The sequence below is a fragment of the Achromobacter pestifer genome, assembly GCF_902859625.1.
Lineage (GTDB): Bacteria > Pseudomonadota > Gammaproteobacteria > Burkholderiales > Burkholderiaceae_B > Achromobacter > Achromobacter pestifer.
Genome location: NZ_CADIJX010000010.1, coordinates 110,827 through 128,307 on the forward strand (window position 1 = coordinate 110,827; position 17,481 = coordinate 128,307).

Below are 17,481 nucleotides of genomic sequence, written 5' to 3' on the forward strand. Positions count from 1 at the left end.
AAGAATCATGGAATTTCCGCAATGGGTGAAGGATCGCGTCGTGGCCCGGCAGGGTTGCCTGCATCCTTATGACGAGCTGCCGGCCAGCCGCACGGCGGTTGTCGTGGTGGACATGCAGCAATACTTCACACTGCCCGGCTACCAGGGCGAATGCGCCCCCGCCCGCGAGATCATCGCGCCGGTGAACCGCCTGTGCGATGCCGTGCGCGCGGCAGGCGGCACCGTGGTCTGGGTGCAAACAGCCTCCGACAACGCCGACGCCTTCTGGTCGCATCATCATGGCGTGATGTTGACGCCCGAACGCAGCGCCCGCCGGCTGGAAACCCTGCGCCGTGACTCGCCGGGCTTTCTGCTGCACCCGGGCCTGCATGCGCACGACACGGACCTGCGCGTGGTCAAGCGTTTCTACAGCGCGATGGCACCCGGCTCATCCGAGCTGGAGCCTTTGCTGCGAGGCTTGGGCGTGGATACCTTGCTGATCGCGGGCACCGTCACCAACGTGTGCTGCGAATCCACCGCACGCGACGCCATGATGCGGGACTTCCGCACGATCATGGTGGACGATGCGCTGGCCGCGGTGACGCCCGCCGAGCACGAGCATTCGCTGCACGGCTGGATGTTGTTCTTCGGCGACGTCTTGTCGGTGGACGAAGCGACGGCGCGGCTGACGCCCGCGCAGGCGGCCAGGAAGACCGCCTGAGCAGCCGCGTCAGTTCAGATCTAGCCAGACCCGGCGCATTGTCGGGTCTTCGGGATCGGCGTCATTGGTGAAGCCCAGGCTGGTCATCAGCGCCAGCATGGGCCGGTTCGTCGACAGCACCAGGCCATCGATGTATTCCAGCCCCTGCTCGCGCGCGGCGTCGATCAGTGCCGTCATCAACTGACGGCCCAGCCCGCGCCGCTGCCAATCGTCGCCGATCACCAGCGCGTACTCGGCGCCACGCCCGTCGGGGTTGCGCAGGTAGTGCGCGAACCCCACGATGACCTCGCGCGGATGGCCGCGATTGGCGGGGTTGGGCACCTGCGTGGCCGCCACCAGCGCCAACTCGCGGTGGTAGTCCACCTGGGTGTAGCGCGACACCATGCGCGGTGTCAGTTCGCGCATCATGGACACGAAGCGCATGTAGCGCGAGCGTTCCGACAGCCCGCGGATGAACTCCTGCAAGGCCTCGCCGTCTTCGGGACGGATCGGGCGCAGCACCCACGGAATGCCGTCGCCAAAGCGGCGCACCTGTACCAGACGCGCTGGATACGGGTGGATGGCCATGTGCGGGTAGCCCGAGGTCTGCGGCGTTTCGCAACCCGGCGTTTCGGTCAGCATCAAGCGCATGCCCCCGGCACGCAAGTGCGTTTCACCCGCGTAGAGGGGATCAATGTCCAGGGTTTCGATGTCGGGCAATTCAGACACCATCTCGGACACGAGCACCACCGCCTGTTGCAGCGATTCGGCGGCGATATGACCGATGCGCGGCGCCAGCACGCGGCGCCAGAGCCGGCTGCGTTCGATCAGTTGCCGGGCCAGGTAGCCGTTGAGCGGCGGCAGATCCATGCCCCTGTCGGACCCGGACAATACTGCATCCGGTCCACCGGCCCCGAAACGCACGACCGGGCCGAATTGCGGATCGCGCCGCACGCGGATCGCCATCGGACGGGATTCGGGTTCGACCGAGGCCACGTCCACCGGCATGTCGCGCAGCGGCACGTAGAACAGGCCCAGCAGGGTCCGGATTTCAGAGGTATTCAGTTCACGCCGGCAATCGGCGCGCACGCGCGCAATGATGTCGCGCGCCGCGGCCAGGTCCGGCACGTGACTGGGCGGCTCCTGCGGCTGCGTCTGCAACAGCAATTGCTGGTTGTAATGGTGCGACGCCAGCACGCCGAATGCGTCGGCGGCGGATTCGGGCGTACGGAAGGCGGACGTGCCCGCGTCATCCAGCATGCGGCGCAAGGGACGCATGCCAGCATCGCCCATGAAGCAGGTGACGACCGGCTTCTTTGCCTTGGGCGCGATCAACGCCAGTTCCCGCGCAACCGCGGGCATGTCGGCCAGCGCGTCGGGCGCCAGCAGCACCAGCACGCCGTCCACGCCGGTGTCGTCCAGCACGGTTTCCAGGATGGCGCGGATGCGCTCTGGAGTCAGCGGCGTATAGGTGATGACAGGATTGGCGCTGGCCGCATCCGGCTCCAGCATGGCTTCCAGCGTGCGTCGCGTGGCGGGCGCCAGTTCGGCGCGCAGCACCGCGGCATCGGGGCCGATCAAGTCCATGGCCAGTTGGGGAGGCCCGCTGCCGTTGGAGATCAGCGCCACGCGCCGGCCCTTGGGACGCCGCGTGTAGCCCAGCACCTTCACCGCCGAGAACAGTTGCACGAAATAGCGAACGCGCACTGCGCCGGCGCGGCGCAGGGCGGCATCGAAGATGGCATCCGCGCTGTCGGCATCGGATCGCCCCGCCTTCAGCACGATGACCGGCTTGACGCTGGCCGCGGCGCGCAAGGTGCTCATGAATTCGCGGGCCGGGCCCACGTCTTCCAGATACAGCACGATACTGTCGGTGCGCGGGTCGCTGGCCAGGTAGTCCAGCACCTTGGGCAGCCCCACCACCGCCTCGTCACCCAGCGACACCGCGATGGAAAATCCGATATGCACGTCTTCGGCCCAGTCCATCACGGCCGCCATGATCGAGCGCGATTGCGCCAGCAGCGCCACCCGGCCGGCACGAGCCAGCACCGGATGCTGGCTGAAGTTCAGGCCGGCATGGGGACGCTGGGCGCCAAATGACCGCGGCCCCAGCAGTTCGCAACGGTTCTCTTCGGCCCAGGCCCGGCACAGGGCCAGCGTGCCGCGCGGGTACGGGTCGGGCAGTTCGTGCGGCAGCAGAATCACCGAGCGCGGCGCCAAGGGCGACAGGCGGCGCAGGGTTTCCGGCAGCACGGCGGGTGACACGCAAACCAGGGCCAGATCCGGCCGTTCACCTGGGGCCAGCCCTTGCAGGGCGGCGGGAAACTCGGGCGCGGCTCCGACTTCGCTGGTCACCACGGTGGTTTTCGCCTTCAGCGCGGGCGACAGGGAGCCCGCCGCCGGCAGCGGCCGGTCGGCAACGATCACCAGCGAACTGGGTTCAAACATCGGGGCAAGCGCGTGTCGCAACATAGGGGGTGTCGCCCTAATCTAAAATACCGTTCATCGTAACAAGACAACCTCGCCGTCCGCTTGATGTGGACCCTGCCTGACGCCGCTTTGTGGCGCCGCAGCCGCTATCATTGCCACCTATGACTTCCAACGCCTCCTCCCCCATCCGTACCCGTTTCGCGCCTTCGCCCACGGGCTTCCTGCACTTGGGCGGCGCGCGCACCGCGCTGTTCTCCTGGGCCTTCGCGCGCCATCACCAAGGCACTTTCGTGTTGCGCATTGAAGACACGGACGTCGAACGCTCCACGCCGGAAGCGGTGCAGGCCATTCTGGACAGCATGGAATGGCTGGGCATGCAGCCCGATGAAGGCCCGTTCTACCAAATGCAGCGCATGGACCGTTACCGCGAAGTGGTCGCGCAGATGCTGGCCGCCGGCACCGTCTATCACTGCTACAGCTCGCCCGAGGAAGTGGAAGCCATGCGCGAGGCCGCCCGCGCCCGTGGCGACAAGCCGCGCTATGACGGCACCTGGCGCCCGGAACCCGGCAAGACGCTGCCCGCCATCCCCGAGGGCCGCAAGCCCGTCGTGCGCTTCAAGAATCCCCAGGAAGGCGCAACCTCCTGGAACGATATGGTCAAGGGCACGATCAGCTTCGACAACACCGAACTGGACGACCTGATCATCGCGCGCCCGGACGGCACGCCCACGTACAACTTCTGCGTGGTCGTCGACGATTGGGACATGGGCATCACCCACGTCCTGCGCGGCGATGACCACGTCAACAACACCCCGCGTCAGATCAACATCCTGCGCGCGCTGGGCGCGGCACTGCCCGAATACGGCCACGTGCCGATGATCCTGGGCCCGGACGGCGAAAAGCTGTCCAAGCGCCATGGCGCGGTCAATGTCATGGAATATGACAACGACGGCTATCTGCCCGAGGCCATGATCAATTATCTGGCCCGCCTGGGCTGGAGCCACGGCGACGACGAGCTTTTCTCGCGCGAACAGCTGGTTTCCTGGTTCGACACCAAGCACCTGTCGAAGTCGGCGTCGCAATGGGATCCGAAGAAGCTGAACTGGGTCAACGCCCACTACATCAAGCAGATGGACAACGCGGAACTGGCCGAGCGCGTGGCCCCGCGCGTGGCGAACCGTGGCGGTCATCCGGAAAAGATCGACCTGCCGGGCGTCGTGGGCTTGCTGAAAGACCGCGCTGAAACGCTGGAACAACTGGCCGATGGCGCCATGCTGTTCTGCGCTGAATTCAAGCCCGCCCCGGCTGAACTCATCGAGCAGCACCTGACCGCACCGGCACGCGAAGCACTGGCCGATTTTGCCCAACGCGCCGAAAGCACGGACTGGACCCGCGAGGCGTTGTCGGCCCTGATCAAGGCCGTGCTGGCTGATCGCGGCCTGAAAATGCCGCAACTGGCGATCCCGCTGCGCGTGGCCGTGACCGGCCAGACGCAGACGCCGGCGGTGGACGCCGTGCTGGCATTGCTGGGCAAGGAGACGGTGCTGAAGCGGTTGGCGGCGATTTAAGGCCAAGTACTGGGTGCGCGCATGGGTTGGGGTTGCGCGCATGGGTTGCGCGCGCGGGAGGGTCGGGTTCTTGCCTGTGCATCCGCGCGCTACACCCATCCTACGGGGCCGAACGATACCGGTGCGCGTGACCGTGACTGGCCTGGCGCAGACGCTTGCGGTGGATGCGGTGCTGCATTGCTGGGCAAGGAAACGGTGCTGAAGCGGTTGGTGGCGATTTAAGGCCGATTCATGGGTGCGCGCATGGGTTGTGTGCGCGCGGGAGGTTCATGGGTTGCGCGCGCGGGAGGGTCGGGTTCTTGCCTGTGTATCCGCGCGCTACACCCATCCTACGGGGCCGAGGGTGCTTTTCGCACCGGCCCCTTCCTCCGCCGTCGTTCCGGCTGTTGGCGTTGGCGCCCTTTCCCCTCCGTCGTTCGTGCAGGTGGTGCTGACACTCATGCTTCGCCGCATATGTGGTGCTGAGCTCGTAGGATGGGTGTAGCGCGAGACGAGCGCCGCTAGAACGTCCGCGACGAACGCGCGCAACCCATCAGACCGCCGCCGTCACCCGCGCTTTCAGCGCCCGCGCAAAAAACGCGCCCAACAGCGGCAGCAATACCGCCGATCCGCCAAACAGCGCGGCCGCGCCGATTTCGTCCACCACCGCGCCCGCCAGGGCCACGCCAGCGGCTTGCCCCATGAACAGGCAGGACGCGAACCAGGCCACGGCCGTCCCGCGTGCCGACGGCACCATTTGCGTGGCATTGGTCTGCAACGTGGCATGAAGCAGGTAGTAGCCAAAGCCCGCCAAGACGCTGGCAAGCAGGCTCCACATCCAGACCGGCCCCAACAGGTAGGACAGGAATGCCACGCTCAGCACCAGCCCGCCGGCAATCGCCAGGCCCCGTTCGCCCAGGCGTTTGAGGATGCGGCCGGCCACGACCGTATAGATCAGGCCGCCCACCGCATAGACCGCCACCAGCGCGCCGGCGGCCGTCAGTGAAATATCGAAGCGCTCGTGCAGATAGGATGGCGCGAACGCCAGCGCGCCGAACACCAACAACCCTTCCGCGAAGACCGTCGCCAGCACGATGCGGGCCCAAGGCGTGCCCAGCACCAGCCGCGCCTGCGCCACAAACCCCTGCTTGACCGCGCCTGCCTCCACCTGGCCAAAGCCCGACACGCGCTGGCGTCGCACTTCCAGATGCAGCAGGACGCCCACCGCCAGGTACCCGACGACCAACGCGGCGAAGGCCCAGCGCCAGCCGATGGTGTCCGCGAACAGGCCGCCGGCCAGCTGGCCGGCCGACATGCCCAGAATGGTGCCGGTCAGAAAGCGCGCCAGCGTCGCCTGCCGGCGTTCATACGGCACGTTGTCGCCGATCCAGGCCATCGACAGCGGAACGATGCCCGCCCCCGCCGCCCCCGACAGCGCGCGGCACAACACCAGCACATCCAGGGATTCGGCCATGACGGCGCCCGCGCTGCCCAGTGCGCAAGCCACGGTCGCGACGCTAACGACGCGGTACTTGCCGTAGCGGTCGCCGACGGGCCCAAAGAACATTTGCAGCACGCCATAGGCCACCGCGAACGCGGTCACGGCGCGCGCGGCCTGGCCGGTCGTCGTGCCGAATTCCGCCGCCAACTGCGGCAACATGGGATCACAAATGCGGAAGGCGCTGGCGCTGACAAAAGCGGCCAGGGCAAGCAGCGCGATGGCGCGTGCTTCGGAGGACATGGCGGGCATGGGGTACCGGCAGCAAGGCGAAAGTCGAAGCCCGCACCTTACCGCAGCCCAGCCATCTTGGCGCGACTGCCGGACGGAGTGTCCGCCCGGCGCAACGGTCAGTAAGGCAGGCGGTAGCCCGTCGGCATACGGCGCGCAGTCACGACTTGGCCGCCGGTCTTCAGTTCGCGCAGCGTCAGCTTGGCCTTCTCGACCTTTTCAACGCGGTAGCGATTCAGGTAGATCGGATCGTTGGCCTCGACCCATTCCCCGGCAGACTTGGTGGTCTGCATCGTGTAGATGCCGTCCGCCACCGTCCAGCAGCCGGTCTCGCGCAGGCCGGGACGCGCCTTGCGGCCAATCTTCAGCAGGGATTCAAAGGCCATCGTGCCATCGGCGGACAACACGATCAGCGATTGCAGATCGCCGCTGACGTCGCGGGGCCGCGTATTCGATAACCAGGTGCCGATCATCGGATCTCCGCTTTGAGCGGGTACGCAAGCCACCGGCTTGGGCGGTTCTGCGGGTTGGGCCTCGGTGATGACGGCGGGCTTTCTGGCAACGCAACCGGCCAGGATCAAAACGGCGCAGGCGATGCCGGCCGAGCGCAAATACACACTGCTCATGTCTTCCTCAACACGTCTGTCGACGCGCCGCGCCGATCACTCCGGCACGTCTCTCGCTCAGCAAACATCACGCACTCTAAAGAGGCGGCAGAGAAGAATCAACGACGATCCGCGCGGTGTGCAATTGCGCAACAGTCGGCCGTGGAAAGCCCCCGGTTTAGCCTGAAAACCCGCACCAATGCGTTGGTTTCAAGCGACAGTGCGGCCGCCTCGAACGGCCTTCTCGCGCAGCATTTCTTCCATGCGCGCGGCAGCCGGCGACAAGCTGCGTCCCGCCAGCCGCGTGATCCCCAATTCCCGCTCGATGCGCGGCCGTGACAGCGGCACGAATGCCAGCCCGGGCGAATCTGGCGGCACACCCAAGCGGGCCAGCACCGTCACGCCCACGCCGCGCTCCAACATCGCCAGCAGCGACATCATGTTGGACACGAACACCTGCCGGTCCAGCATGAAAGCGGCTTGCGGATAACCGGCAAGCTGCCGGTGCGCCACCGTGCCCACCAGCGGCAAACCGGCGATCTCGCGCCAGGTCACGGACTTGCGTCCGGCCAGCGGATGGCCGCGATGGCAGACCAGACCGAAGGCGTCACGCAGCAGCGGCTCGAACGACAAGCGGCGGTCCTGCAACACTGGGCTGCACACCCCCAGTTCGACTTCACCCGCCAGCACCATGCGTTCGACGCCTTCGGAGTTGTCGTCGAACAGGCGTAGCGCCACCGCTGGATAGCGCTCGCGGTAGGTCGCCACCAACTCGGGCAGCCAGTGTGTGGCCACCGTGGCAACGGAGGCCATCGTCAAAGTGCCCGCGCCGTTGCTGGCCAGCCCCGACAGCGCGCCCGCCACGCGATCGTGGTGCTCGACGAGTTCGCGCGCCAGCGGTAGGCAGTCTTGCCCAAAGCGGGTCAGCGTATTGCGGTTGCCGCGTTCAAACAGCGGCTGTCCCAGGCGTTGCTCCATTTCACGGATGGACAGGGACAACGCCGGTTGCGAGCGAAAGGCGCGGGCGGCCGCCGCGCGAAAGCTGCGCAGTTCCGCCACCAACAGGAAGTGCCGGTAATGCGTGATGGACAGGTCGGGCAGGGATCGCATAAAGCCAGATGATTTGAAGAACTTATCGAATCATAGGAAAAATAAAGTTTTCTGATCATAGGGGCACACTTAAGATGGCCGCAAGATGAAAGCAGCCGCCCCCTCTCCCGCCCTCTCCGCCACCACGGACCCACTGGACTTCAGCCTGGCCGACCGCCTGCCCACCCGCACCGTGGGCCAGGGCCGGTTGGTGATCGGTGCACCACCGCAAGACGGCCGGCCCGGCCTGCTTTTCGTGCCGGGCGCCTATCACGGCGCCTGGAGCTACGCGCATTACCTGGACTACTTCGCCGCCGCCGGCCTGGCCTGCGCGGCGCTGGACGTGCGCGGACACGGTGCGCTACCGCAGGGCCCGACATTTCCGTCCGTCACCATTGCCGACTTGGGCCAGGACGTCGCGGATGCGCTGGACGCGCTGGCCGCCCCCACCGTGGTCGTGGGCCACAGCATGGGCGCCTTGCCCGCCTTGTTGGCAGCCCGCCAGCGGCAGGTGGCGGGTGTAGTGCTGATGGCACCCTCCCCGCCCGGCGATCTGCCGGGCGCGCTGGCCTTGCCCCCCGTGCCCCCGGCCACGCCGCGCGCCGTACCCGCCGCGCCCGAAATCCGCGCGCGCTTTCTGGCCACCGCCCCCGATCGCGACGTCAGCGCCGTCACGCAGCGCTTGTGCGCCGAAAGCCCACAGGTGTTGAACGACCGCTACCTGCTGCGCGTGGCGATTGGCGCCGGCGCATTCAACGCGCCCGGCCTGTGCCTGGAGGCTGGACTGGATACCCATGACCGCCATCCGCCCGGCCAGGACCAGGCGATCGCGCGCCGTTACGGCTTTTCCCATGCCGTGCTGGCTGAACAACCGCACTGCATGATGTATGCGGACCAATGGCAAGTCAGCGCCAACGCCATCCTGGCGTGGCACCGATCTCATTTCGGCTGACCTCATCACGATCAGCCTCCCTCACAACAACAACGACAAGCAACCGCGCCCGCACGCAAAAAGGCGCAATCAGGAGACAAGCATGTCCATTCCCCATTTTCTTCGCCCGGCGTTCATCAGCGCCGGCCTCTTGTTGGCCGCGTCGGCGCACGCCGCGGGCTGGCCCGAGAAACCCGTAACGATCATCGTGCCCTCTGCCCCCGGCGGCGCGGCCGACCTGACCGCCCGCACCTTTGCCCAATACCTGGGCGAACAGACCGGGCAGACCGTGATCGTCGAAGACCGTCCCGGCGCGGGCGGCATCGTTGGCACCAACGCCTCCAAGAACGCGGCGGCGGACGGCTACACGTTCCTGCTGTCCACGAATTCCACGCACGCCGCCAACCAGTTCCTGTACAAGAACCTGCCCTACGACGCGCAAAAGGATTTCCAGCAAGTGGGCATGCTGGGCACCTTCGGCACCGTCGGCGTGGTGGCCCCCGGCAGCCCTTACCGCACCGTGCCCGAACTGGTGGACTACGCCAAGAAGCATCCCGGTGAGGTCTTCTTCGGCTACTACAGCTCGTCCTCGCAAGTTCCGTCAGAACTGTTCAAGCAGCGCGCGGACATCAACATCACGGGCGCCGCCTACAAGAACATCACGCAGATCATCACGGACCTGCGCGGCAAGCAGATCAGCTTCGCATTCGTGGATTACCTGACGGCCATGGGTCAGATCGACGGCAAGGGGCTGATCCCCATCGCCGTCACGGGCGCCCAGCCGCACGCCTCCTGGCCCAGCGTGCCGACCATGGCGACCTACTATCCGGATTTCGTCGTCGCCGGCTGGCTGGGCTTGTCGGCCCCCGCCCACACGCCGCCGGATATCGTGGCCAAGATGAACGCCTACCTGCAAGCGGCGGTCAAGGACGAGGCGACCGCGAAGAAACTGCGCGCGCTGGGTCTGACCCCGGAATCGATGGACGTGGCGCGCTTTGATGCCTTCGTGAAGGAAGACACGGTGCGCTGGAAGGAATGGATCCGCATTTCGGGGATCCAACCCCAATAAAGCGCCTGATCAGCCTGTTTCCCGCTATGAACATTGCGCTCTCTATATATAGAGAGCGCAATGCGCTTTATAGCGGCAGGCGCTGTTCGTGCTTGATCTCGCGCAGCGCCACGATCGTGCGCGTCTGGCGGATGCCCGGCATATTGAACAAGAACCGATGCAGGAATCGGTCGTAGGCTTCAGGGCTTTCCACCAGGATCTTCAACAGGAAGTCCGAATCCCCCGTGACCGCATAGCACTCCAGGATTTCGGGCGCGTCGCGCACCGAGCGCTCGAAGTTCTCGACCGTGCTGGAGGCATGCCGTTCGAGGCTGATCTGCGCGAACATGCAGCCCAACCCCACCTTGCTGCGGTCCACCTGCGCGCTATAGCCCTGAATCACCCCGCTGGCCTCCATCGCCTTCACCCGCCGCCATACCGGCGCGGCTGACAGCCCCACCTTCTCGGACAGCTGCTGCGCCGAGGCCCGGCCGTCCTCTTGCAAGGCCTTGAGGATGCCGATATCGGTCTTGTCCATCACGTTGTCTCCTGGTTTTTGTCGAACACGAAATGTTCATTGCGAATTATAGGGATAGCACGATCCAAAAACGCAATAAATCGAATGCCTCGCGAACCTATCATGGTGCGAAATACCAGGAGCATTCACTATGGACGGCACTCCCGCCCCCGAACCCCAGCTGGATCTTGAATATCAGCTAGCCGACAACCTTACCCGGGAGTCCGGCCGCATCTTCCTGACGGGGACGCAAGCGCTCGTCCGCATCATGCTCACGCAAGCCAGGGTCGACCGCGAACGGGGCCTGAACACGGCCGGTTTCGTCTCGGGTTACCGTGGGTCGCCGCTGGGCGGCGTGGACATGGCGATGTGGAAGTCGAAGAAGGCGCTGGACGCCAGCAAGATCTCCTTCCTGCCCGGCATCAACGAAGACATGGCCGCCACCGCCGTCATGGGGACGCAGCAGGCTGGCGTGCGCGCCGACCGCAACGTCGATGGCGTCTTTGCCATGTGGTACGGCAAAGGCCCGGGCGTGGACCGCGCTGGCGACGCGCTGCATCACGGCAACGCAGCAGGCGCCTCTCGCCACGGCGGCGTGCTGGTGGTGGTGGGTGACGACCACACCGCCGTGTCGTCGTCGATTCCGCACGCCAGCGAAGCATCGTTGATCGGCTGGCAGATGCCCATCGTGCATCCCACGTCCATCGACGAATATGAAACCTTCGCGCTGTGGGGTTGGGCGCTGTCGCGCCATGCCGGCACCTGGGTCGCGTTCAAGGCGGTATCCGAGACCATTGAAAGCGGCCATTCGTTCACGCCTGCCGCCGTGCAGGCCTACGACATGCCCGCCGATCCGGACATGCCGCCCGAATCGCTGGAATATTCGGCGCGCGACTTCCTGTCGCTGGCCGTCGAAACGCGCATGAACCTGCGCATGAAAGCGGTGGCCGCCTTCGCGCGCCGCCACAGCATCGACCGCCTGACCTGTCCCGCGCCCAAAGCCACCGTGGGCATCGTGACCGTTGGCAAGGCCCATCTGGACACGATGGAAGCGCTGGCCCGTCTGGGCGTGGACACCGTGACCGGCAACGCGCCGGTGCGCATCTACAAGCCCGGCCTGACTTGGCCGCTGGACAGCGAACGGCTGCTGGACTTTGCACGCGGCCTGTCGCACATCCTCGTGATCGAGGAAAAAGGCGCGGTTGTCGAAAGCCAGATCAAGGACTTGCTGTTCAACCGCCCGGATCGCCCCTCCGTCGTGGGCAAGAAAGGCTTCGACGGCGAAACCATGGTGCCGTCGGCCGGCCAATTGCGGCCATCGCTGCTGGCGCAACCGCTGGCCGGCTGGCTGACCCGCACGGCCGGCCTGCCGCTGGGCGTCGACCTGACGGCGTTCGCGTGCCAGACCGCGCTATCCAACGACGCCGACGGCATGCGCCGCCGCCCCTATTTCTGTTCGGGCTGTCCGCACAGCACGTCGACCAAAGTGCCCGAAGGCAGCCAGGCGCTGTCCGGCGTGGGCTGCCACTACATGGCCGCCTGGATGGACCGCGACACGGGCGGCCTGACGCAGATGGGCGGTGAAGGCGTCGACTGGATCGGCTTGTCCCGCTACACCAAGATGCCGCACATCTTCCAGAACATGGGAGAAGGCACTTATTACCACTCGGGTTATCTGGCGATCCGCCAGGCCGTGGCTGCCGGCGCCAACATCACCTACAAGATCCTGTTCAACGACGCGGTCGCGATGACGGGCGGGCAGCCGGTGGACGGCCCCATCTCGGTCCCGCAGATCTGCCAGCAACTGCGCGGCGAAAACGTCGTGCGCATTGTCGTCACCAGCGACGAGCCCGAAAAATATCAAGGCGTGGACCTGGGTCCGAATATCAAAGTGCATCACCGCCGCGAGCTGGACGCGGTGCAACGCGAACTGCGTGAGATCGCCGGCGTGACCGTGCTGATCCACGACCAGACCTGCGCGGCCGAAAAGCGCCGCCGCCGCAAGAAGAACCAGTTTCCGGACCCGGCACGCCGCATGCTGATCAATAGCGCCGTGTGCGAAGGCTGCGGCGACTGCGGCGTGCAATCGAATTGCCTGTCGGTCGTGCCACTGGAAACGCCGTATGGCCGCAAGCGCGCCATCGACCAATCCAGCTGCAACAAGGACTATTCCTGCGCGGAAGGCTTCTGCCCCAGCTTCGTCTCGGTCATGGGCGGCAAGCCCAGGAAGAGCGCGGCGCCCAAGACCGACCAGGAACGCCTGCAACGCCTGATCGAACAATTGCCGTTGCCGGCCACGCCGGCGCTGGACCGTCCCTATCGCCTGCTGGTGGCGGGCATGGGGGGCACCGGCGTCATCACCATCGGCGCCATCGTATCGATGGCCGCGCATCTGGAAGGCCTGTCGGCCGCCGTGCTGGACCTGACCGGCCTGGCGCAAAAGGGCGGCACGGTCGTCAGCCATATCCGCCTGGCGCCGGCCGGCGCATCGGCGGGGCCCGTGCGCCTGGACTGGCAGCAGGCCGACGCGGCCATCCTGTGCGACCCGGTGGCCTCGGTGGCGCCGGACTCGCTGGGCGCGCTGCGCCGCGGGCACACGCAGGTCACGGTCAACACGTATGTGGCGCCGGTCTCGGACTTCACGCGCAATCCCGATGCCGCCATGCGTCCCGAGGCGCTGCTGGCCAAGATCCGCCATGCGGCAGGCGACGCCAACACGGCGGCCATCGACGCGCACGAGGCCGCGCTGGCCTTGTTCGGCGACAGCATCCTGTCCAACATGTTCATGCTGGGCTATGCATGGCAGCGCGGCGGCGTGCCGCTGTCGCAAGCCGCCATCAACCGCGCCATCGAATTGAACGGCGTGGCGGTCGCGGCCAATCGCGCCGCCTTCGACAGCGGCCGCCTGGCGGCGCATCAACCCGACGCGCTGGACACCGCGCTGCGGCCGCGCGCGCAGGTGGTGCAACTGCATGTGCCCGAGACCTTTGAACGTGCCGTCGCGCGCCGCATCGCGGACCTGACGGCCTATCAGAACGCCGACTACGCCCGTGAATACCAGAACGTGGTCGAAGCCATCGCGGCCCGCGAACGCGAACTGGCGCCCGACGCCAAGACCCCGCGCCTGGCCATGGCGGTGGCGCGCGGCCTGTTCAAGCTCATGGCCTACAAGGACGAATACGAAGTGGCGCGGCTCTATACGGGCGAGGCGTTCCAGGCGCAGTTGAAGGGCCAGTTTGAAGGCGACTACAGCCTGCGCTTCCACATGGCGCCGCCGATCTTCGCACGCAAGGACCCCCGCACCGGCGTCCCCCGCAAGATGACGCTGGGCCCGCGCACCATGACCGCGCTGAAACTGCTGACCCGCCTGAAGGGCTTGCGTGGCACCTGGTTCGATCCCTTCGGCCACACCGCCGAACGCAAGATGGAGCGCGCGCTTGTCGGCGAGTACCGCCAGACCATAGACCAGTTGCTTGTAGGGTTGACCCGAGACAAGCTCGCACAAGCAGCTACAATCGCCGGCCTTGCAGAAACCATCCGTGGCTATGGCCACGTGAAGGCTTCGAACGTCGAGAAGTATCGGACGGAATTGGGTCGATTGATGCAGAGCTATACAGCACCGGCCCCGCGCGACATGCCCCTGCGGAAAACCGCATAAACATTCGCTCTACACGGTCCTGTCCTGGGCGCGCCTTGCTGGGCGCGCTCAGTGCATTTAGTAACAAACTTTTGTGAGCTCAGTCATATCTTCTTCTTGTCCGTGTAGTTCTCGATCACTAGAATTAGTGTCCAACGAGGGGTGCTACACTATATGTTGTGGTCGCCTAAGCGCTGATTCTCGTCGGCCACGCCTTTTGGACTAAGCCAGTCCAAGCGTTCCGACCCCCTCAAAAGATCCACATTCGTACCGGACATGACCGTCGTCATGTCGCTATCTTCGCGTTTTCGCACAGGAGCTTCCATGCAGACTACGATCGCCTCTGTGACCCGGCCTTCGGCCGTGCCGCCCTCGCAAACCGATTCCCCTGCCGACGCCAATGGCGGGCAATGGGCCAGCTACAACATCATTCGCCGCAATGGCTCGGTGGTTGGGTTTGAACCCAGCAAGATCGCCATCGCCATGACCAAGGCATTCCTGGCCGTGAACGGTGGCCAGGGCGCCGCGTCCGCGCGGGTGCGTGAACTGGTTGAAAACCTGACCGACCAGGCCGTCAACGCGCTGGTGCGTAACCGCCCCAACGGCGGCACCTTCCATATTGAAGACATCCAGGACCAGGTCGAACTGGCCCTGATGCGCTCGGGCCAGCATGACGTTGCCCGCGCCTACGTGCTGTACCGCGAAAAGCGCACGCAAGAACGCGCCGCCGCCGCTGCCGCCGAAGGTCAGGACAAGGCCGCCGCCGCCCCTGCGGAACACGTGCTGAACGTGACCGACGCAGGCCTGCGCCGTCCGCTGGACCTGGCTGAACTGCGTGCGACCATCGTCGCCGCTGGCGAAGGCCTGGCTGAATTCATCGACAGCGAAAGCATCCTGAAGGAAACGGTCAAGAACCTGTACGACGGCATCCCCGTCGACGAAGTGTTCAAGTCCGCCATCCTGTCCGCGCGCGCGCTGGTCGAAAAAGACCCGGCCTACAGCCAAGTCACCGCTCGCCTGCTGCTGCACACGATCCGCAAGGAAGTGCTGGGCGAAGAAGTGTCGCAAGACGGCATGATCGCGCGTTACGCCGAATACTTCCCCACCTTCATCGCACGCGGCATCGAAGGCGGCCTGCTGTCGCCCGAACTGGCCAACTATGACCTGACCCGTCTGGGCAAGGCGCTGAACGCCAAACGCGATCTGCAATTCGGTTACCTGGGCCTGCAAACCCTGTACGACCGCTACTTCCTGCACATCCGCGGCACCCGCATCGAACTGCCGCAGGTCTTCTTCATGCGCGTGGCCATGGGCCTGGCGCTGCGCGAAACCGACCGCGAAGCGCGCGCCATCGAGTTCTACGAGATCCTGTCCTCGTTCGACTTCATGAGCTCGACGCCGACGCTGTTCAACTCGGGCACGCTGCACTCGCAACTGTCGTCGTGCTACCTGACCACCGTCTCCGACGATCTGGAAGGCATCTACGACGCCATCAAGGAAAACGCGCTGCTGGCCAAGTACGCTGGCGGCCTGGGCAACGACTGGACCCCGGTTCGCGCACTGCGCAGCCACATCAAGGGCACCAACGGCGAAAGCCAAGGCGTCGTGCCGTTCCTGAAGGTCGTCAACGACACCGCCGTGGCGGTGAACCAGGGCGGCAAGCGCAAGGGCGCGGTTTGCACGTACCTGGAATCGTGGCACCTGGACATCGAAGAATTCCTGGAACTGCGCAAGAACACCGGTGACGAACGCCGCCGCACGCACGACATGAACACGGCGAACTGGATTCCCGACTTGTTCATGAAGCGTGTCATGGAAGCCGGCGAGTGGACGCTGTTCTCGCCGTCCGACTGCCCTGACCTGCACGACAAGGTCGGCCGCGCGTTTGAAGAAGCCTATCTGGGCTACGAACGTCGCGCCGCCAGCGGCGAATTGACGCTCTTCAAGAAGATGCCGGCGCTGACGCTGTGGCGCAAGATGCTGTCGATGCTGTTTGAAACCGGCCACCCGTGGATCACCTTCAAGGATCCTTGCAACATCCGTTCGCCGCAGCAACACGTGGGTGTCGTCCACAGCTCGAACCTGTGCACCGAGATCACGCTGAACACGAACGAATCCGAAATCGCGGTGTGCAACCTGGGTTCCGTGAACCTGGTCGCGCACATGAAGCCGGCTGCCGGCGGCGGTTTTGAACTGGACCACGAGAAGATCCAACGCACCGTCAGCATCGCCATGCGCATGCTGGACAACGTCATCGACATCAACTACTACGCCGTCGAGAAGGCCCGCAATTCCAACGCGCGCCATCGTCCGGTGGGCATGGGCATCATGGGCTTCCAGGATTGCCTGCAAATGATGCGCGTGCCGTACGCATCGCAAGCTGCGGTTGAATTCGCAGATCGTTCGATGGAAGCGGTGTGCTATCACGCCTACTTCGCATCGAGCCTGCTTGCTGAAGAACGCGGCCGCTATCAGTCGTATGAAGGTTCGTTGTGGTCGCGTGGCATCTTGCCGCAAGACACGTTGAAGATGCTGCGCGATGAGCGTGGTGGCCACGTTGAAGTTGATGAATCGAGCTCGCTCGATTGGGATACGTTGCGCGCGCGCATCAAACAACACGGCATGCGCAACTCCAATTGCGTTGCAATTGCCCCAACCGCGACTATTTCCAATATCATTGGTGTATCTGCGTGCATCGAACCTACTTTCCAGAACTTGTACGTCAAATCGAATCTCTCCGGCGAGTTCACGGTCGTTAACGATTATCTCGTGCGTGACCTGAAGAAACTCGGTCTCTGGGACGAAGTCATGGTCGCCGACCTCAAGTACTTCGACGGCAGCCTGTCCCGCATCGATCGCGTACCTTCCGAACTCCGCGAACTCTACGCCACCGCGTTCGAAGTCGAACCGAGCTGGCTGGTGGAATGCGCGTCGCGCCGTCAGAAGTGGATCGATCAGGCCCAGTCGCTGAACATCTACATGTCGGGCGCATCGGGCAAGAAGCTGGATGACACCTACAAGCTGGCATGGCTGCGTGGTCTGAAGACGACGTACTACCTGCGTACCCTGGGCGCCACCAGCGCCGAGAAATCCACGGGCCGCGGCGGCGAATTGAATGCCGTCAACGCTAGTGGTCTGTCCACGGCTGCGGCAGTAGGCGCCGCACCTGTTTTGCCGGAACCCGAAGTTCTCGGGGCGGTTTGCACGATGAAGCCTGGCGACGCCGGCTTCGAAGAGTGCGAAGCCTGCCAATAACCGCCTCCGGAGAA

At 65.2% G+C, this 17,481-nt stretch carries 11 protein-coding genes; 6 read left to right on the forward strand and 5 right to left on the reverse strand.

Going from position 1 to position 17,481, the window contains the following annotated elements:
* The first annotated feature begins 7 nt into the window (after positions 1-7).
* The gene (locus HV753_RS26940) at positions 8-700 is read left to right on the forward strand and encodes a cysteine hydrolase family protein (RefSeq protein WP_175177636.1); all 693 of its coding nucleotides are present in this window, start codon (positions 8-10) and stop codon (positions 698-700) included.
* A 9-nt stretch (positions 701-709) separates the two neighbouring features.
* Here HV753_RS26940 and HV753_RS26945 read toward each other — a convergent pair whose 3' ends face one another.
* Positions 710-3,151 carry a bifunctional acetate--CoA ligase family protein/GNAT family N-acetyltransferase gene (locus HV753_RS26945; RefSeq protein WP_175177637.1) on the reverse strand — a complete coding sequence of 814 codons (2,442 nt, stop codon included), beginning with the start codon at positions 3,149-3,151 and terminating at the stop codon, positions 710-712.
* Positions 3,152-3,270: 119 nt separating this feature from the next.
* Here HV753_RS26945 and gltX point away from each other — a divergent pair, with 119 nt between their 5' ends.
* A complete protein-coding gene (gltX, locus tag HV753_RS26950; protein ID WP_175177638.1) occupies positions 3,271-4,677 on the forward strand; it encodes a glutamate--tRNA ligase in 1,407 nt (468 codons plus the stop codon).
* Between the two features lie 532 nt (positions 4,678-5,209).
* Here the strand turns inward: gltX and HV753_RS26955 are convergent.
* The 3 genes from HV753_RS26955 to HV753_RS26965 form a co-directional block, all read right to left on the reverse strand.
* Positions 5,210-6,406, reverse strand: a complete 1,197-nt coding sequence (locus tag HV753_RS26955) for an MFS transporter (RefSeq protein ID WP_175177639.1) — start codon at positions 6,404-6,406, stop codon at positions 5,210-5,212.
* 98 nt (positions 6,407-6,504) lie between these two features.
* A complete protein-coding gene (locus tag HV753_RS26960; RefSeq protein ID WP_175177640.1) occupies positions 6,505-7,011 on the reverse strand; it encodes a hypothetical protein in 507 nt (168 codons plus the stop codon).
* A gap of 189 nt (positions 7,012-7,200) precedes the next feature.
* Entirely contained in the window at positions 7,201-8,100 is a 900-nt protein-coding gene (locus HV753_RS26965; protein ID WP_175177641.1) for a LysR family transcriptional regulator, read from the reverse strand.
* Between the two features lie 85 nt (positions 8,101-8,185).
* Here HV753_RS26965 and HV753_RS26970 point away from each other — a divergent pair, with 85 nt between their 5' ends.
* Both HV753_RS26970 and HV753_RS26975 read left to right on the forward strand, forming a co-directional pair.
* A complete protein-coding gene (locus HV753_RS26970) occupies positions 8,186-9,031 on the forward strand; it encodes an alpha/beta hydrolase (protein WP_175177642.1) in 846 nt (281 codons plus the stop codon).
* 82 nt (positions 9,032-9,113) lie between these two features.
* The gene (locus HV753_RS26975) at positions 9,114-10,079 is read left to right on the forward strand and encodes a Bug family tripartite tricarboxylate transporter substrate binding protein (RefSeq protein WP_175177643.1); all 966 of its coding nucleotides are present in this window, start codon (positions 9,114-9,116) and stop codon (positions 10,077-10,079) included.
* 67 nt (positions 10,080-10,146) lie between these two features.
* Here the strand turns inward: HV753_RS26975 and HV753_RS26980 are convergent, their stop codons facing one another.
* On the reverse strand, positions 10,147-10,596 hold the full coding sequence (locus HV753_RS26980) for an Lrp/AsnC family transcriptional regulator (RefSeq protein ID WP_169271862.1): 450 nt from the start codon (positions 10,594-10,596) through the stop codon (positions 10,147-10,149).
* 130 nt (positions 10,597-10,726) lie between these two features.
* Here HV753_RS26980 and HV753_RS26985 point away from each other — a divergent pair, with 130 nt between their 5' ends.
* Together HV753_RS26985 and HV753_RS26990 are read left to right on the forward strand one after the other, a co-directional pair.
* Positions 10,727-14,233 (forward strand): indolepyruvate ferredoxin oxidoreductase family protein, encoded by a 3,507-nt coding sequence (locus HV753_RS26985; protein WP_175177644.1) that lies wholly within the window; start codon positions 10,727-10,729, stop codon positions 14,231-14,233.
* 303 nt (positions 14,234-14,536) lie between these two features.
* The gene (locus HV753_RS26990; RefSeq protein WP_175177645.1) at positions 14,537-17,467 is read left to right on the forward strand and encodes a ribonucleoside-diphosphate reductase subunit alpha; all 2,931 of its coding nucleotides are present in this window, start codon (positions 14,537-14,539) and stop codon (positions 17,465-17,467) included.
* Positions 17,468-17,481: the final 14 nt, after the last annotated feature.